This window comes from Methylobacterium sp. Leaf85, from assembly GCF_001422125.1.
Classification (GTDB): domain Bacteria; phylum Pseudomonadota; class Alphaproteobacteria; order Rhizobiales; family Beijerinckiaceae; genus Methylobacterium; species Methylobacterium bullatum.
Map to the genome: position 1 here is coordinate 134,000 of NZ_LMME01000031.1, position 15,400 is coordinate 149,399.

The 15,400-nt window shown below is 68.5% G+C and carries 15 protein-coding genes; 3 read left to right on the plus strand and 12 right to left on the minus strand.

The features are described 5' to 3' along the window. Positions 1-194: 194 nt before the first annotated feature. The 8 genes from lpxC to murB all read right to left on the minus strand — a co-directional run bounded on the left by lpxC (position 195) and on the right by murB (position 8,188). Positions 195-1,142 (minus strand): UDP-3-O-acyl-N-acetylglucosamine deacetylase, encoded by a 948-nt coding sequence (lpxC, locus tag ASF08_RS16960; RefSeq protein ID WP_018041932.1) that lies wholly within the window; start codon positions 1,140-1,142, stop codon positions 195-197. Positions 1,143-1,458: 316 nt separating this feature from the next. Next, positions 1,459-3,237 carry a cell division protein FtsZ gene (gene ftsZ / locus ASF08_RS16965; protein ID WP_056147473.1) on the minus strand — a complete coding sequence of 593 codons (1,779 nt, stop codon included), beginning with the start codon at positions 3,235-3,237 and terminating at the stop codon, positions 1,459-1,461. 102 nt (positions 3,238-3,339) lie between these two features. Continuing rightward, positions 3,340-4,662: a cell division protein FtsA gene (gene ftsA / locus ASF08_RS16970; RefSeq protein ID WP_056147477.1), complete on the minus strand. Its 1,323-nt coding sequence runs from the start codon at positions 4,660-4,662 to the stop codon at positions 3,340-3,342. A gap of 72 nt (positions 4,663-4,734) precedes the next feature. Further along, positions 4,735-5,709: a cell division protein FtsQ/DivIB gene (locus ASF08_RS16975; RefSeq protein ID WP_026175605.1), complete on the minus strand. Its 975-nt coding sequence runs from the start codon at positions 5,707-5,709 to the stop codon at positions 4,735-4,737. After that, a complete protein-coding gene (locus ASF08_RS16980; protein ID WP_056147480.1) occupies positions 5,676-6,599 on the minus strand; it encodes a D-alanine--D-alanine ligase in 924 nt (307 codons plus the stop codon). Before ASF08_RS16980 ends, ASF08_RS16975 begins: the two co-directional genes overlap by 34 nt. A gap of 47 nt (positions 6,600-6,646) precedes the next feature. Beyond that, positions 6,647-7,003, minus strand: a complete 357-nt coding sequence (locus ASF08_RS16985; protein ID WP_056147482.1) for a type II toxin-antitoxin system PemK/MazF family toxin — start codon at positions 7,001-7,003, stop codon at positions 6,647-6,649. Then, entirely contained in the window at positions 6,990-7,223 is a 234-nt protein-coding gene (locus ASF08_RS16990) for an AbrB/MazE/SpoVT family DNA-binding domain-containing protein (protein ID WP_056147485.1), read from the minus strand. The genes ASF08_RS16985 and ASF08_RS16990 overlap by 14 nt, the downstream gene beginning before the upstream one ends. A 35-nt stretch (positions 7,224-7,258) precedes the next feature. Beyond that, a complete protein-coding gene (gene murB, locus ASF08_RS16995) occupies positions 7,259-8,188 on the minus strand; it encodes a UDP-N-acetylmuramate dehydrogenase (RefSeq protein ID WP_056147498.1) in 930 nt (309 codons plus the stop codon). 62 nt (positions 8,189-8,250) lie between these two features. Here murB and ASF08_RS17000 point away from each other — a divergent pair, with 62 nt between their 5' ends. Beyond that, the gene (locus ASF08_RS17000; protein ID WP_082473252.1) at positions 8,251-8,505 is read left to right on the plus strand and encodes a type II toxin-antitoxin system RelE family toxin; all 255 of its coding nucleotides are present in this window, start codon (positions 8,251-8,253) and stop codon (positions 8,503-8,505) included. Positions 8,506-8,516: 11 nt separating this feature from the next. Further along, positions 8,517-8,906, plus strand: coding sequence for a helix-turn-helix domain-containing protein (locus tag ASF08_RS17005; protein WP_056147501.1), 390 nt, complete (start codon positions 8,517-8,519; stop codon positions 8,904-8,906). A 7-nt stretch (positions 8,907-8,913) separates the two neighbouring features. On the opposite strand, the gene murC is transcribed toward ASF08_RS17005, so the two are convergent. Genes murC through ASF08_RS17020 form a run of 3 tightly spaced genes read right to left on the minus strand, consistent with a single transcriptional unit; the run spans position 8,914 to position 12,648 of the window. Next, positions 8,914-10,320 (minus strand): UDP-N-acetylmuramate--L-alanine ligase, encoded by a 1,407-nt coding sequence (gene murC / locus ASF08_RS17010; protein ID WP_018041923.1) that lies wholly within the window; start codon positions 10,318-10,320, stop codon positions 8,914-8,916. 55 nt (positions 10,321-10,375) lie between these two features. Then, positions 10,376-11,485, minus strand: coding sequence for an undecaprenyldiphospho-muramoylpentapeptide beta-N-acetylglucosaminyltransferase (murG, locus tag ASF08_RS17015; protein ID WP_056147504.1), 1,110 nt, complete (start codon positions 11,483-11,485; stop codon positions 10,376-10,378). Further along, on the minus strand, positions 11,482-12,648 hold the full coding sequence (locus tag ASF08_RS17020) for an FtsW/RodA/SpoVE family cell cycle protein (RefSeq protein WP_018041921.1): 1,167 nt from the start codon (positions 12,646-12,648) through the stop codon (positions 11,482-11,484). The genes murG and ASF08_RS17020 overlap by 4 nt, the downstream gene beginning before the upstream one ends. Before the next feature lie 488 nt (positions 12,649-13,136). Between ASF08_RS17020 and ASF08_RS17025 the strand changes: the two genes are divergently transcribed. After that, positions 13,137-14,828, plus strand: a complete 1,692-nt coding sequence (locus ASF08_RS17025) for a methyl-accepting chemotaxis protein (protein ID WP_056147904.1) — start codon at positions 13,137-13,139, stop codon at positions 14,826-14,828. Positions 14,829-14,903: 75 nt separating this feature from the next. Here ASF08_RS17025 and ASF08_RS17030 read toward each other — a convergent pair whose 3' ends face one another. Then, a complete protein-coding gene (locus ASF08_RS17030; protein WP_056147507.1) occupies positions 14,904-15,125 on the minus strand; it encodes a hypothetical protein in 222 nt (73 codons plus the stop codon). Positions 15,126-15,400 lie beyond the last annotated feature (275 nt).

Consider the following 15,400-nt stretch of genomic DNA (forward strand, 5'->3'; position numbering starts at 1 on the left):
AAGGGGGCCGCATCGTCAAGCCATCACAAATGTCGGTCGAGCGGCTGACGGCACGGTGCCACGGCCCATGTGCCTCGATGGGGCACACGCGACCTCGCCTCTTGTCACGGACGATTTACCAGTGGCGTCCGATTTGGGCGTGAAAGCGGCGGCCGAGCGGCGGACGTATTCGAAGCGAGGATGTTGCTTGTCGGTTACAGGTCGCTGGCGAAGGCGGCGAGGCTGAGGCCGACGCCGAATTCCGGCCGGGTGGTCTCGCGGCGGGCGCCGGGCGCTTCGACGATGGTGTAGTTGGCGCGGTCGGCGAACAGCGCGTCGAGGACGCCGACATTCATCCGGTGGCCGCCACAATAGGAGCGGTAGGCGCCCTGGATCGGCAGGCCGGCGAGGGCCAGGTCGCCGACGGCATCGAGATACTTGTGACGCACGAACTCGTCGGCGTAGCGCAGGCCCTCGGGGTTGACGACGGCGTTGTCGCCGACGGCCACGGTGTTCTCGAGGGAGGCGCCCAGAGCGAAGCCGGCTTTCCAGTAGCGCTCCACGTCCTTCATCATGCCGAAGGTGCGGGCGCCGGCGATCTCGCGGCGGTAGGAGGCGGGGTTCAGGTCCATCGCCTTGCGGCTGCGGCCGATCACCGGGTTGTCGAAATCGATCTCGACGTCGAGGCGGAAGCCCCGGTCGATGGGGCGGAGCTCGGCGAAGGCACGTCCTACCTCGATGCGGACGGTGCGGAGCACCTTGATCCAGCGGCGGGGAGCCCCGCAGGTGGCGATGCCGACGGCGTCGATGGCTTCGACGTAGAGGCGGGCGCTGCCGTCCAGGATCGGCATTTCCGGCCCGTCGATCTCGACGAGGACGTTGTCGATGCCGAGCCCGAAGAGGGCGGACATCAGGTGCTCGATGGTGGCGACCGCGCCGCTCTCCACGTCACCGATGACGGTGCACAACTCGGTGGCGGAGACGCAGGCGTGGTGGGCCTTGATGAGCCGATCGTGGCCCGTGGGCATTCCGGTACGGAGGAAGCAGATACCGTGATTGGCCGCAGCGGGGTGGAGAGTGATCTCCACCGGCTTCCCGGAATGGACACCGATGCCACGCAGCGTGGCCGGGCCCTTGAGAGTGATCTGTTGGTTCGTCCGCATTCCCTAGCCCTCGGCCGTGATCAGGCTCGCTCTCCCTGGATTACGGGATTGCGCCGCCTCTTTGACCCGTCCGCTGCTTGAAGCCCCTGCGAGCGCTGACGGCGAAACCGCCGCGCCTTTTTCGTTCCAAAAATCGTATACGCGGCGGCCGAAGCGTTAGCCAAATCACGCTTTCTTACGCTCTGTTACAGACACGCTTTCCGGAGACGTTCTGGATAACCGTTTCCGGACAAGGACTTAAAACGAGGTTAAGCCCGGGGTCCTGAGACCCCGGGCTTGTTGCATAAAAACCTCAGCGGCTGTCCGGCGTGGCGTTTCAGTTCGCCTGACGACGCAGGAAGGCCGGGATTTCGAGCTGGTCGTCATCCATCAGACGGGGCTGGGGCGCCACACGTCCCTGTGCATCGAGGTTGCCCTGGGCCGGACGATAGGCCGGGGGAGCCGCCACGGGTGCCCGCTTAGCGTATTCCGGCTGGGGGGCCGGCTGCGGGGCGGGAGCGCGCATGGGCGGCAGCGGGGCGGCCTCGGCCTCCTCGCGGCGTCCGCCGAAGCCGACGGTGGCGAGGCGGCGCAGCAGGGTCATCCGCTTGGAATCCCCGGCCGGCTCGGCCGGCTCCTCACCGCGCTGGGCGCGGAGCTGGGCCTGGCCGGGCATCGGCAGGTCCTGGATCTGCGGCATGCGCGGGGCGCGGGCCACCGCCACGGCCGGACGCGGCGGCACGAACGGGCCGGCGGCCTGCTGCACGGGGGCCGGAGCCTGGACCGGAGCCGGAGCGGGCTCGTAGGCCATGGCGGTGCGCGGCTGAGTCTGGGTCAGGACGACCTCGTCGCGAGCCGTCGGGGCGGCGGGGGCTTCCATGCGCAGGGGCTCGGGGGCCATGGCCACCGGCTCGGAGGCCGCGGGGCGCGGGGCCTGCGGCTGGATCTGCGCCTGGGGCGCGGGGGCCTGGGACATGGGGGCCTGGGACATGGAGGCCGGAGCGGTCAGCGGCTGCTCGGGGGCACGAAAGGTGGGGGCGGGCTGTGCCGCCCTGGCCCTCGCTTCCGCACGCAGGCGCTCGGCCACTTCAGCGATCCGCTGCTCGGTCTGGACGATCTCGGGGTTGTTCTGCGAATGCGCGGTGATCAGCGCCGGCTCGATGCCGGTGGCCACCACGGAGACGCGGATGATGCCGTCGAGGCTCTCGTCGAAGGTGGCGCCGAGGATGATGTTGGCGTCCGAATCCACCTCTTCGCGGATGCGGGTGGCGGCTTCGTCGAGCTCGTAGAGGGTGAGGTCGTTGCCGCCGGTGATCGAGATCAGCAGGCCGCGCGCGCCCTTCATCGACACGTCGTCGAGGAGCGGGTTGGCGATGGCGGCTTCGGCGGCGCGGTTGGCGCGCTTCTCGCCCGACGCCTCGCCGGTGCCCATCATGGCCTTGCCCATGCCGCGCATGATCGCGCGGACGTCGGCGAAGTCGAGGTTGATGAGGCCTTCCTTGACCATCAGGTCGGTGATGCAGGCGACGCCCGAATAGAGCACCTGGTCGGCCATGGCGAAGGCGTCGGCGAAGGTGGTCTTCTCGTTGGCGACCCGGAACAGGTTCTGGTTCGGGATCACGATGAGGGTGTCGACGGCGGCCTGGAGTTCCTGGATGCCGGCCTCGGCGGTGCGCATGCGGCGCACGCCCTCGAACTGGAAGGGCTTGGTGACGACGCCGACGGTGAGGATGCCCATGTCGCGGGCGGCGCGGGCGATGACGGGGGCCGCACCGGTGCCGGTGCCGCCGCCCATGCCGGCGGTGATGAAGCACATGTGAGCGCCCGAGAGCTGGTCACGGATCTCGTCGATGACCTCGTCGGCGGCGGCCGAGCCGACCTCGGGGTGCGAGCCGGCGCCGAGCCCCTGCGTCACGCCGAGGCCCATCTGGATCACGCGCTCGGCCTTGGAGGAGGTGAGCGCCTGGGCGTCCGTGTTCGCGACCACGAACTCGCAGCCCAGCAGGCCGGATTCGATCATGTTGTTGACGGCGTTGCCGCCGGCGCCGCCGACACCGAAGACGGTGATGCGGGGCTTGAGTTCGCGGATGTCAGGCGCCTGGAGAGAGATGGCCATGGTGTCGAGCCCTTCGTGCCGTTTTCGCGTTGCCGATGAGCGCCTCCGCAAAGGCGCCGATTGTGTCGTCGCCCCACCCCCTTCCGGGGGCGGGCCTCGTCTCTAGAAACTCTCCCGCAACCAACGGTACACGCGGGGGATGTAGCCGTCGGTTCCGGTGCCCAGGAGAGCGCTGTGCCCCCGCGGCTCGAAATGTTCCGCATGCGCCACCTGCGGGTAGACCAGCAGGCCCACCGCGGCGGAGAAGGCGGGTCCCTTGGCGGCCTCCGGCAGGCCGCGGATGCCCAGCGGCCGGCCGATCCGCACCTGGCCCTGCATCACCCGGCGGGCGACCTCGGGCAGACCGACGAGCTGGCTCGCGCCCCCCGTCAGCACCACCCGGCGGCCGGCCTGGGCGGCGAAGCCCGCGTTGCGGAGACGATCGCGAACGAGTTCGACGATCTCCTCCACCCGCGGCTTGATGATCCGTACGAGCTGCGAGCGCGGCACGTGGGTGGGGGCGTCGCCCTCGTCCTCGCCGACCCCGTGGACCGCGATCATGTCGCGCTCATCGGAGGCGGTGGAGATCGCCGAGCCGTACAGGGTCTTGAGCCGCTCGGCCGCCGCCACCCGGGTGGAGAGGCCGCGGGCGATGTCCATCGTGACGTGGTGGCCACCCACCGCCAGGGCGTCCACGTGGACGAGGTGACCGCCCTCGAACACGCCGAAGCTGGTGGTGCCGCCGCCCATGTCGACGACGCAGACGCCCATTTCGGCCTCGTCGTCGACGAGGGCGGAGAGCCCGGCGGCATAGGGGGTGGCGATCACCGCCTCGACGCCGAGATGGCAATGCTCCACCGCCAGCATCAGGTTGCGGGCGGCGGCGGCCTCCGCCGTGACCACGTGGAGATCGACGCCGAGGGACTCGCCGATCATCCCGGTGGGATCGATGACCGCGCCCTGGCCGTCGATGGCATAACCGGTGGGAAGGGCGTGGAGCACGGTGCGGCCGGGGCTGACGCCATGGGCGCTCGCCGTCTCCAGGGCGCGCTCCACGTCGGCGCCCATGACGGTGCCGCTGCGGACGCCGACATGGGCCTCGAAATGCTGCGAGCCGAGGCGGCCGCCGGAGATGTTGACGATGACCGACTGGACCTCGACCTTGGCCATCCGCTCGGCGGCGTGGACCGCCTGGCGGATCGCCCCTTCGGCGGCCTCGAGATCGACGATGGCACCGCCCTTGAGGCCGTGCGAGCGCTGATGCCCGATGCCGATGATGCGGGCGAAATGGGTCCGTCCGCGCAGGGTGGTGAGGGCCTCGGCCGGCTGGAGCTCGGCGATGAGGCAGACCACCTTGCTCGTGCCGATGTCGAGCACCGAGAGGATGGTGCTCCGGCGCGCGGAGAGCGGTTTCATACGCGGCGTGAGGCCGTGTTGCGCGTGCATCGGATTACCGGGCGAAGGAGGCGGGAAGGGCGGGCTGGCGGGACGCGAGAGGCGCCGGACGGATCGTACGGCTCATGTCTCGGTTCCCTTGCCCTTCGGCTTCTTCTTCTGGGATTCGGCGCGCGTGGCGGCCGCCTCCTCCGTGAGCCGCACCACCACCCGGTCGGGCAGCCGCAGGTCCACGGCGATGATGTCCTTCTCGAGGATGCGGCTGTCGCGCTCGAGCTTGACGAGGCGGGCCAGGGCCTCGGCGGCCCCGGTCTCGGGCAGGCGGATGTCGACGCCGTCGAGCTTCAGGGTCCAGCGCCGGCCGGACACGTAGGTGCCGGCCTTGACCCGCTCGCCGAGTTCCCCCGCCGCCTCGATGAGGGCGAGGTAATCCTTGAGGCGCTCGTTGGCCTCTTCGCCCACCACCAGGGGGAGCGCGGCGTAGCGGTCGTCGCGCATCTCGTCGATGACGGTGCCGTCGGCGGCGATGACCGAGATCTCGCCATTGCGCTGCCACAGGGCGGCGGGCTCGCGCTCGACCTGGTTGATGACGATCTCGTTCGGATAGACCTTGCGCACCGAGACGCTGGAAATCAGCGGCACATCGAGGAGGCGCTGGCGCGCTTCGGCGACGTCGAGGAAGACCACGGACGAGTGGCCGTCGATGCCGGCCGCCTGCAGCACTTCCCGCTCATAGAGACGGGAGATGCCCGAAATGGTGACGCGCTCGACGCCGAAACCGGCCAGCCGGGCCAGGACGTCCGAGACGTGGCCGTTCTCCAGCACGAAGCGGTCGTAGCGGCCGCTGGCGACGAAACCGGTCACCGACAGGACGGCGAAGGTGACCGCGAGGGTCAGCGTGCCCGCGTGCCGCGGGATGCGCCGCTCGATCGGCTGCCCGAGCCGCGAACGGCGCGAGCGCAGCATGGGGCGCACCAGTCGCGGCAGGCGCGCCGCCAGACCGGCGACGAGCGAGCCCGGACCGGGCGCGGGGGTTCCGTCGACGCCAGCCTGACCGGCGGCGTTCAACGACCCAGAGTAGCGTCCTCCACCATCCATCGGACGAGCTCACCGAAACTCAAGCCAGCGTAGGCTGCGATCTCCGGCACAAGGCTCGTCTTGGTCATCCCGGGCTGCGTGTTGACCTCCAGGACGACGAGGGCACCGGTTCCACCCGGTGTGTCGTCGTATCGAAGGTCCGCACGGCTGATGCCCCGGCATCCAAGTGCTTGATGCGCCGTTAACGACAACTCTTGGACACGCTGGTAAATTTTTGGTTTAATTTCTGCCGGGAGGACGTGGATCGACCCCCCCTCGGCGTACTTCGCATCGAAGTCGTACCACTCCCCCGAGGCGGGCTTGATCTCGATGACCCCGAGGGCCTTGTCCCCCATCACCGCGCAGGTGAGCTCGCGGCCCGCAACGTAAGTCTCCGCAAGGACTTGCTCCCCGTAGACCCACTCGTCCGAGGCGAGAATCTGGGGCGGATGGGAGCGCCCGTCCTGGACGATGATGACGCCCATGGAGGAGCCTTCGGCGATGGGTTTGATCACGTAGGGCGGAGTTAACGGGTGTGACTTCGCGGCATCATGACGGTTAACGACCAGCCCCTCCGGAACGCTCACCCCGGCGGCCTTCATGATCGTTTTGGCACGTTCCTTATGCATCGCCAGGGCCGAGGCCAGGACGCCCGAATGGGTGTAGGGAATGCGCAGGATTTCAAGCAGACCCTGGATCGTGCCGTCCTCGCCGGCCGGACCGTGCAGGGCGTTGAGGGCCACGTCCGGGCGCAACTCCGTGAGCACGGTGGCGATGTCCGGCCCGACATCCACCTGCGTGACGCGGAACCCCTCCCCTTCGAGGGCGTCCGCGCAGGCGCGGCCCGAGTTCAGGGAGACCTGACGCTCGGAGGACCATCCGCCCATGAGGACGGCGACGTGCTTGGACATGGGCGAAGCTCCAGAATCGGGCGGGGAAACGAATGTGCGGGTGAGCGTCACGCGCCGCCGATCAGCGCGCGGATGCGTGTGAACACGAGGTCCGCCGAATCGGCCCGGAGGGAGCCGATCCGGCGAAGGATGCGGGACGGCTCGATGCAGGCGATCTTGATCGGACGCACCACCGATGCGGTGACCAGACCGGCCTCGTCGAGATCCTCGATCGCGAGGTCGCCGGGCATGGCGGCGTTGCGGGCGCTGGTGATCATCGCGACCCAGACGAACCCGGCCCGCGCGACATCCGCGCCGGAGACGACCAGGGCCGGCCGGCGCTTCTCGACGAGGCGATCCGCATAGGGAAAGGGCACGACGATCACCGCTCCAGGCGAGAAGCCGCCCGGATCAGAGGTGGGCATAATCTTCGTCGTCCGCACTGCCCGCCCATTCCGTGAAGGTCACGAACGGGTCGTCCCCCTCCGGAGGGGCCTTCTCGATGCGGACGCCCTCCTCGGTCAGGACGTAGCGCAGACGATCCCCCGGCCCAACCGCCAGCCGCTCGCGGACTTCCGCGGGCAGCACCGTCTGGCTCTTGACCGAGATCTTCGAATAGGCGGCGCGAACGCTACGATCCAGCATGCATCCCTCCGGCTCTCGCCTTACGTCTTACCGGCTTACGCCACTGCGTTCAAACCGATCCGCTTGATCTCCCAATGCAGCTCGACGCCCGACGTCTCGCGCACCCGGCGGCGGACTTCCTCGCCGAGTCCCTCGATATCGGCGGCGGTGGCGCCATCGCGGTTGATCAGGAAGTTGCAGTGCATCTCCGAGACCTGGGCGCCGCCCATCGTCAGTCCACGGCAGCCGGCGGCATCGACGAGTTGCCATGCCTTGCCGCCCGGCGGGTTCTTGAAGGTCGAGCCGCCGGTGCGCTCGCGGATCGGCTGGGCCGCCTCGCGGGCGGCGGTGACGCGGTCCATTTCCGATTCGATGTCCTGGCGGTCGCCGGGACGGCCCCGGAACAGCGCGCTCGTGAAAATCACGTCCTCGGGCGCCTCGCTGTGGCGGTAGGTGAAGCCCATCTCCGCATGGGTGAAGCGCCGCAGCGCTCCCGAGCGGTCGATGCCGCGCGCCTCCACCAGCACGTCGGTGGTCTCCCCGCCATGGGCGCCGGCATTCATGCGCAGCGCGCCGCCGATGGAGCCGGGAATGCCCCGGAAGAAGGCCAACCCGTCGAGGGACGCCTCGGCCGCGGCCTTGGCGAGGCGCATGTCCGGCACCGCGGTCCCGGCCCGCAGGGTCTCGCCGTCGATCTCGACGGACCCGAAGGCCTTGCCGCCGAGCCGGATGGTGATTCCGGGAATGCCGCCGTCGCGGACGATCAGGTTAGAGCCGAGGCCGATCACGGTCACCGGAAGCGCGGGGTCGAGGGCGCTGAGGAGATGGGCCAGATCCTCCTCGTCGGCCGGCGTGAACAGCACCTGCGCCGGCCCGCCGACGCGGAACCAGGTGAGGTCGGACAGCGACGGGTTGGCCAGCAGCCGCCCGCGCAGGGCGGGAGCGGCGGCGCGGATCTCAGGGGTGATGTCGGGAAAGGCGGTCATCGAATCCCTTGCCTTCCGGCATATTCAACGGAAAGTTGTTGGCGGCTGCAACAGGTGGTGGCATGGGCCGAACGATCGTCTACACCCGTCCCGCGGCTCGGGCGCTCGCCCGTATGCCGGCCAACACCGAAGCGCAGATACGCGAGAAACTGAGAACCCTCGCCGACGATCCCGCGGCTCTGTCCAACAACATCAAGGCCCTGAAAGGGGCCGAGGGGTTTCGCCTGCGGATCGGCGATTGGCGCGTGATCTTCACGATCGAGCCGGATCGGGTCATTGTGCATGCCGTCGGTCCCCGCGGCTCGATCTACGGGTAGGATCCAGCACCATGACCATCGTGCGCACGCAGACACCGTCCGGCGAATCCATCGTCATCATGCCCGAAGCCGAGTTCGAGCGGCTGGCCGCTTTGGCCGAGGATGCATCGGACCTGCAGACATTGGTCACGTCGCAGACCCGGCTCGCTTCCGGCGAGGACGAGTTGCTGAATGAAGCCGATCTCGATGCCTTGCGCCACGCACCGTCTCCGCTCGCCTTCTGGCGCGCACGACGTGGCCTGTCGACGACCGAACTTGCGGCACGCAGCGGCATTTCACACGCGGATCTGACGGCCATTGAGGACGGCACCGGGACGAGCGACATCGTCGTCCTTCGCTCACTGGCCGACGCGCTCGGCGTCGACCTGGAAGACCTCGTCCCGGCCGCACCGGTGATCTGAGCGGGGCTCACCCCTGCAACGCCGCCAATTCGCCCGGCAGGGCGTAGGCCCATTGCGTGATGTTGCCGGCCCCCAGGCACACGACGTAGTCGCCGGGCTTGGCGCGGGTCGCCACGAGACCGGCGAGATCTTCGGAGCGCTGCAGCGCGATGGCGTCTCGGTGGCCGCGCGACTTCAGGCCCGAGACGAGGCCGTCGCGGTCCATGCCCTCGATCGGCGCTTCGCCCGCCGCGTAGACGGGGGCGACGATGACCGTGTCGGCATCGTTGAAGCAGGTGCAGAAATCGTCGAACAGCGAGGCGAGCCGGGTGTAGCGGTGCGGCTGGACGATGGCGACGACGTTGCCCTCGGTGGAGGCGCGGGCGGCCTTCAGCACCGCCTTGATCTCCACCGGATGGTGTCCGTAATCGTCGAAGATCAGCGCGCCGTTCCATTCTCCGGTCTTGGTGAAGCGGCGCTTGACGCCGCCGAACCCGGCCAGCGCCTTGCGGATGGCCTCGGGTTCGACGCCGAGCTCGTGCGCGACGGCGAGGGCCGCGGTGGCGTTCAACGCATTGTGCTTGCCCGGCATAGGAAGGACCAGATCCTCCATCTCCATGCGGAAGCCGGGGCGGCGGTCGCGGATCATGACGCGGAAGCGGCTCTGGCCGCCGCGCAGGTCCACGTCGATGAGGCGGACATCGGCCTGCGGGTTCTCGCCGTAGGTGATGATGCGGCGATCCTCGATATGGCCGACGAGGTCCTGCACCACCGGATGGTCGATGCACATGACGGCGAAGCCATAGAAGGGGATGTTGTCGATGAAGCGCCGGAACGCGTCCTTCACCGCCTCGAACGAGCCGAAATGGTCGAGATGCTCGGGGTCGATATTGGTGACGATGGCGACATCGGCGGGCAGCTTCAGGAAGGTGCCGTCGGATTCGTCGGCCTCCACCACCATCCACTCGCCCTCGCCCATGCGGGCATTGGTGCCGTAGGCGTTGATGATGCCGCCGTTGATGACGGTGGGGTCCATGTTGCCGGCGTCGAGCAGCGTCGCCACCAGCGACGTCGTGGTGGTCTTGCCATGCGTGCCGGCGATGGCGACGCAGGATTTGAAGCGCATCAGCTCGGCCAGCATCTCGGCCCGGCGCACCACCGGCAGGCGGCGCTCGCGGGCGGCGATGAGCTCGGGATTGTCGCGCCGGATCGCCGTGGAGACCACCACGAGGGCGGCCTCCTCGACGTTCTGCGCGGCGTGCCCGATGAAGGTCTTCATGCCCTTCTCGGCCAGGCGCCGGACGTTGGCGTTGTCGTTGGCGTCCGACCCCTGGACGGTATAGCCAAGGTTCGACATGACCTCGGCGATGCCGGACATGCCGATGCCGCCGATGCCGATGAAATGGATGGGGCCGAGCTTGTCGGGCAGCTTCATGGTGTGAACCAGTCTCGTCGTGTCGCGGAGCGCGTGAGGGCGCCCCGGCTCGGAATCAGGTGCGGGCCGCCGTCTCGAGGACGACATCGGCCAACCGCTCGGCGGCATCGTGGATGCCCGCGCTTTTGGCGGCTGCGGCCGCTTCGGTCAATTTTGCCGGATGGGTGAAGAGGTCGAGGAGCTCGGCCGTGAGGCGGTCGGGGGTGAAGGCGCTCTGCTGGATGGCGAGCGCGGCGCCGATGCCGGCGAGGGTCGCGGCATTGGCGGCCTGGTCCTGGTCGAGGGCGCCGGGCAACGGCACCAGGATCGACGGCCGGCCCATGGCGGCGAGTTCCGACACGGTGGAGGCGCCGGAGCGTCCGATGACCAGATGGCTACGGGCCATGCGGGCGGGCAGGTCCTTGAAGAACGGCGCCGTCTCGAGACCGGCGAGGCCGAGAGACAGGTAGAGATTCTGGACCTCGGTGAGGTCTTCCGCCCGCACCTGCTGCACCAGCGTCAGCCGGGCGCGGAGGTCGGCGGGCAGCTGGGCGATGGCTTTGGGCACCACCTGCCCCATCACCGCCGCCCCCTGGCTGCCGCCGAAGACGAGGAGATGCAGGCCGTCGGCCTCGCCCAAGGGCGGATAGGGGGTCTCGGCCGCCGTGAGCACGGCGGGGCGCAGGGGATTGCCGGTATGGGTGCGCGGGGCCGTGGCCTTCGGGGGGATGCCGCGCACTTGCCTGAAACCGGTGGCGATGGCGCGCGCGCCCCGCGCCAGGAAGGCGTTGGCGCGCCCCATCACGGCGTTCTGCTCGTGCAGGATGGTCGGCACGCGCAGGATCTGTCCGGCGAGAACCGGCGGCACCGTGGGATAGCCGCCGAAGCCCACGATGGCGGCCGGATCGATGCGCCGGATCTCGCGCGCCGCCACGCCGAAGCCGCGCCCGAGGGTGAGGAGCGCCCCCGCCCGCTTGACGATGGAGCGGCCGGACGGCGTCGCCGAGGCGATGGTGACGATCTCGGAGGCCGGGAACTCGCCCGCGATGGAATCGACGCGGGCGTCGGTGGCGAGCACCACGCGCACACCCCGCGCCCGCAGGGCATGGGCGAGGCTCTCGGCCGGGAAGAGGTGGCCGCCCGTGCCGCCGGCACAGAGCAGGATGGTGGCTGTCCGCACGGTCACCGCATCACTCCGGCGACCGTGGCGGGCGCGGTGCCCGGGGGCTTCTGGCTCAGGGTCGACATGCGCGGCCGCTTGCGGGTGAGTGCCACGAGGAAGCCCATGCCGAGCGCCAGGGAGATCAGCGAGGAGCCGCCATACGAGACGAAGGGCAGGGTCATGCCCTTGGCCGGCATCAGCCGCACGTTCACCGCCATGTTGATGCAGGCCTGAAGGCCGAACAGGGTGGTCAGCCCGGTGATGGCCAGGCGCGAGAAGGTGTCGTCGGTGCGTCGCGCCAGCTTCAGCCCGCGCATGACGATATAGGCGAAGAGGCAGACGAGGCCGAGGCAGACGAGGACGCCGAATTCCTCGCCGGTCACCGAGAAGATGAAGTCGGTATGGGCGTCGGGCAGGTGGCGCTTGGCGACGCCCTCCCCCGGGCCGGTGCCGAACCAGCCGCCGGAATTGAACGATTCGCGCGCCCAGTATTCCTGGAAGCTGTCGCCGGAATCCTTGTCGAGGAAGCGGGTGATGCGCTCGCGCACGTGGTGCAGGAACTGGTAGGCGACGCCGACGCCGACGAGGCCGGCCACGCCGAGGCCCGCGACCCAGAACCAGTGCAGGCCGGCCACGAAGAACAGCGAGCACCAGACGATGGTGATCAGCATGGTCTGGCCGAAATCCGGCTGCAGGATCAGCGGCACGATGGTGACGGGCAGGAGCAGGATCGCCAGCAGGCCGCCGGGCATGTCGCGGCGCTGCGCACCCTCGGAGAAGGCCCAGGCGGCGACGACCACGAAGGCGGGCTTCACGAATTCCGAGGGCTGCAGGCCGAAGGGGCCGAACTGGATCCAGCGATGCGCGCCCTTGATCTCCGGCCCGAACTTGCCGGCGAGGATGCAGAGGGTGACGCCGACGATCCAGGTGGCCAGGGCCACGCGCCGGATGTGGCGGAGGGACAGGAACGACACCGCGACGATGATGAGGATCGTCGGGGCGAGGTACATCGCCTGGCGGTTGAGGAAGTGGAAGGTCGGCAGGCCGATCTTCTCGGCCACCGGCGGTCCGCCGCCCATGAGGAAGACGAGGCCGGCCACCATCAGGGCGGTGAGGCCGGCAAGCAGGCCGCGATCGACGGTCCACCACCAGTCGGTCAGGGGCGTGCGTTCCGCGCGGGACATCATGGGGCGTCGCTCTCCGTGAGCCTTACGGCGCCCGGAACGAGCAGCCGACAGCCGCCGGCAGCGTCAAGCCGGCTCGGATTCGATCCTGTGCCGGAATGGTAAACCAATCCTTGCATTCGCCTCGTTCCGTCAACGGGCATGGCCGGCCGAGATCATCGGCATCGAAGGCCGCCCCCGCCGGCGAAGTCCATCGTCCCCGAGACGATGCGGCAGATCACGAGGATCGAATGCCTCGGCGCCCGGCGGATCATCGGTGGTTGCTCGGGATTGCACTTGAATCCAGCGCCCGGATGCGATCCCACGCCGCTCGTTGTCTTAGCATCGGTCGTAATATACGGTAAAATACGGGATTAATACGATGTATTGCTGAACATTACCGACAGCATGCATCAAACATGATACATAGTAATTCAATTAATACTTCCTTATGACATTCTCTTGCAAGATGTCAGCATCCGTTCACACCTCCCCCTTTGGGTATCGGTTCGATGAAGTCGTTCAACAACCTCAGCCTTCTGGTCAAGATCATCATCCCGCTGGTCCTGACGGCTGCGATCTCTGCGGGGCTCGTGGCCTACGCGCGCTATTCCATGGGCCGGATCGCCGACCAGACGCAGGAGATCGTGAAGATCCAGTCCGCCCGGCAGAACCATGCCCTGACCCTGCAGATCGGCGTCACCGAAGCGACGGTTCAGAACCGCAACATCCTGCTGGAACAGGATGCCAAGAAAATGGACGGCTACAAGGTCAGGCAGGATGCGGCCATCAAATCGGCGCGGGACGCCCAGGCCGGCCTCGCGAAATTGGCCGACACGCCGGAACGCGTGGCGCGGAACGCGACAATGCGGGACGCCCTGGACGCCTACTTCGCCATCCTGGCCCGCTCGACGGAAGCCGGACTGAAGAACGACCTGCAGAGGGGAACGGACATCGCGCAGAAGGAGGCAGCCCCCCTTCGTGCGAAGTTGCGCGAACATATCTCGGAGCGGATCGCGGTGATCGACAAGGAGTTGAAGGAAGGCGCCGACCACGCGGATCAGATTGCTGCGTCGGCGTCGCTTCTGCTGATCACGTCCGCCACGAGCGGTCTCCTGTCGGCCATGGCGATCGCCGGCGCCATCGTCGTGCTGGGGGTTTCCCGTCCGGTGAAGGGCATGACGGCTTCCATGAGCCGGCTCGCCTCGGGTGATCTCGACGTGACCGTCGAGGGCACCGAGCGCAAGGACGAGATCGGCCTGCTCGCACGCGCCCTGGAGGTGTTCAAACGCAATGCCATCGACGCGCGCCGGATGGCGGGGGAGCAGGCGGCGGAGAACCAGGCCAAGATGCGCCGGGCCGACGCCCTCAGCGACCTGACCGCCCGGTTCGAGGCCAATGTCTCGGCCCTGACCCAGGGGCTGGCGGGCGCCGCCACCGAAATGGAGGCCACCGCCCAGTCCCTGTCGGCGACCGCCGACCAGTCGATCCAGCAGGCCTCCACGGTGGCGAGCGCGGCGGAGGAGACTTCCGCCAACGTCCATACGGTCGCCGCCGCCAGCGAGGAGATGTCCGCGTCGATCCAGGAAATCGTGACCCAGGCGACCCAATCCTCCGACATGGCCCAACAGGCCGTGGCCGAAACCCGCCGGACCGAGGCCAACGTGAAGAAGCTGACCGAGGTCGCCGACAGCATCACCGATGTCGTGGCCATGATCTCGACCATCGCCGGCCAGACCAACCTGCTCGCCCTGAACGCGACCATCGAGGCGGCGCGCGCGGGCGAGGCGGGGCGCGGCTTCGCGGTGGTCGCCACGGAGGTGAAGGAACTCGCCGGGCAGACGGCCAGGGCCACCGAGGACATCCGGACCAAGATCGGCGAGATCCAGGGCGCGACCGGCGAGGTCGTGTCCGACATCACCCGCATCGGCAAGTCCATCACCGACATGTCGGCCTATTCCAACGGCATCGCCGCCGCGATGGAGCAGCAGGGAGCCGCCACCCGCGAGATCGCCCGCAACGTGCAGGAAGCCGCGCAAGGCACCCAGGAGGTGACGAGCAACATCTCGAACGTCCGTATCGGAGCAAGTTCGACCGGGGCCGCCGCGACCCAGGTGCTCGGCGCGGCGAGGGAATTGTCGCGCTACTCCGAGAACCTCGGCCACGAAGTGTCGGCGTTCCTGGCCGGGGTGAAGGCCGCCTGACCTCCTTCGACCTCGGGCCTCCGACACATCGCAGGCTTCAGGTAGCAGAACCGGTAGAGGGTTCTGCGAACCCGCTCACCGCCGCATCGACTTGAACCCGCAGGTCGAGCCGTTGTCGCGGTAGCCGGCGGGGCAACGGCGGACGCAGGCGCCGGCCGCGAATTTCAGCGGCGGGCGACAGGCATTGCGGACGCTCCGCGGCCGGAACTCGTAATCCTGCGCCGGACCGGCCATCGCAACCGTGGGAATGGACACCGCGAACAGAAGAACGGTGAAGCAGGCAAGGCGCAGGATCATCGCGGTTCCGATCGAGAAGGGTTCAGCAACTCGCCGCTACCTTGGCGACTGGGTCAAGACTGTTCGGACGAGATGGCCGAGCGTGATCCGGCGTGGAGAATCGCTCTCATCCGACAGATCGCATAGAGTCTGGTTGGGGTGTTTTTCCAAGGCCTTACCTCATCCTGAGGTGCCGCGGAGCGGCCTCGAAGGAGCCTTCCAGGGATCGCGCGGCAACTGGAGGGCTCCTTCGAGGCCTCCGCTACGCTCCGGCACCTCAGGATGAGGTGGTCTGC

Coding starts and splice junctions, on each gene's coding strand:
- ASF08_RS16975 (WP_026175605.1), bottom strand. CDS start 5,709: ATGGATGGTGGAGGACGCTACTCTGGGTCGTTGAACGCCGCCGGTCAG.
- ASF08_RS17030 (WP_056147507.1), bottom strand. CDS start 15,125: ATGATCCTGCGCCTTGCCTGCTTCACCGTTCTTCTGTTCGCGGTGTCC.
- ASF08_RS17005 (WP_056147501.1), top strand. CDS start 8,517: ATGACCATCGTGCGCACGCAGACACCGTCCGGCGAATCCATCGTCATC.
- ASF08_RS16990 (WP_056147485.1), bottom strand. CDS start 7,223: ATGCTGGATCGTAGCGTTCGCGCCGCCTATTCGAAGATCTCGGTCAAG.
- ASF08_RS17025 (WP_056147904.1), top strand. CDS start 13,137: ATGAAGTCGTTCAACAACCTCAGCCTTCTGGTCAAGATCATCATCCCG.
- ASF08_RS16980 (WP_056147480.1), bottom strand. CDS start 6,599: ATGTCCAAGCACGTCGCCGTCCTCATGGGCGGATGGTCCTCCGAGCGT.
- ASF08_RS17020 (WP_018041921.1), bottom strand. CDS start 12,648: ATGATGTCCCGCGCGGAACGCACGCCCCTGACCGACTGGTGGTGGACC.
- lpxC (WP_018041932.1), bottom strand. CDS start 1,142: ATGCGGACGAACCAACAGATCACTCTCAAGGGCCCGGCCACGCTGCGT.
- murB (WP_056147498.1), bottom strand. CDS start 8,188: ATGACCGCCTTTCCCGACATCACCCCTGAGATCCGCGCCGCCGCTCCC.
- ftsZ (WP_056147473.1), bottom strand. CDS start 3,237: ATGGCCATCTCTCTCCAGGCGCCTGACATCCGCGAACTCAAGCCCCGC.
- ASF08_RS17000 (WP_082473252.1), top strand. CDS start 8,251: ATGGGCCGAACGATCGTCTACACCCGTCCCGCGGCTCGGGCGCTCGCC.
- ASF08_RS16985 (WP_056147482.1), bottom strand. CDS start 7,003: ATGCCCACCTCTGATCCGGGCGGCTTCTCGCCTGGAGCGGTGATCGTC.
- ftsA (WP_056147477.1), bottom strand. CDS start 4,662: ATGCACGCGCAACACGGCCTCACGCCGCGTATGAAACCGCTCTCCGCG.
- murC (WP_018041923.1), bottom strand. CDS start 10,320: ATGAAGCTGCCCGACAAGCTCGGCCCCATCCATTTCATCGGCATCGGC.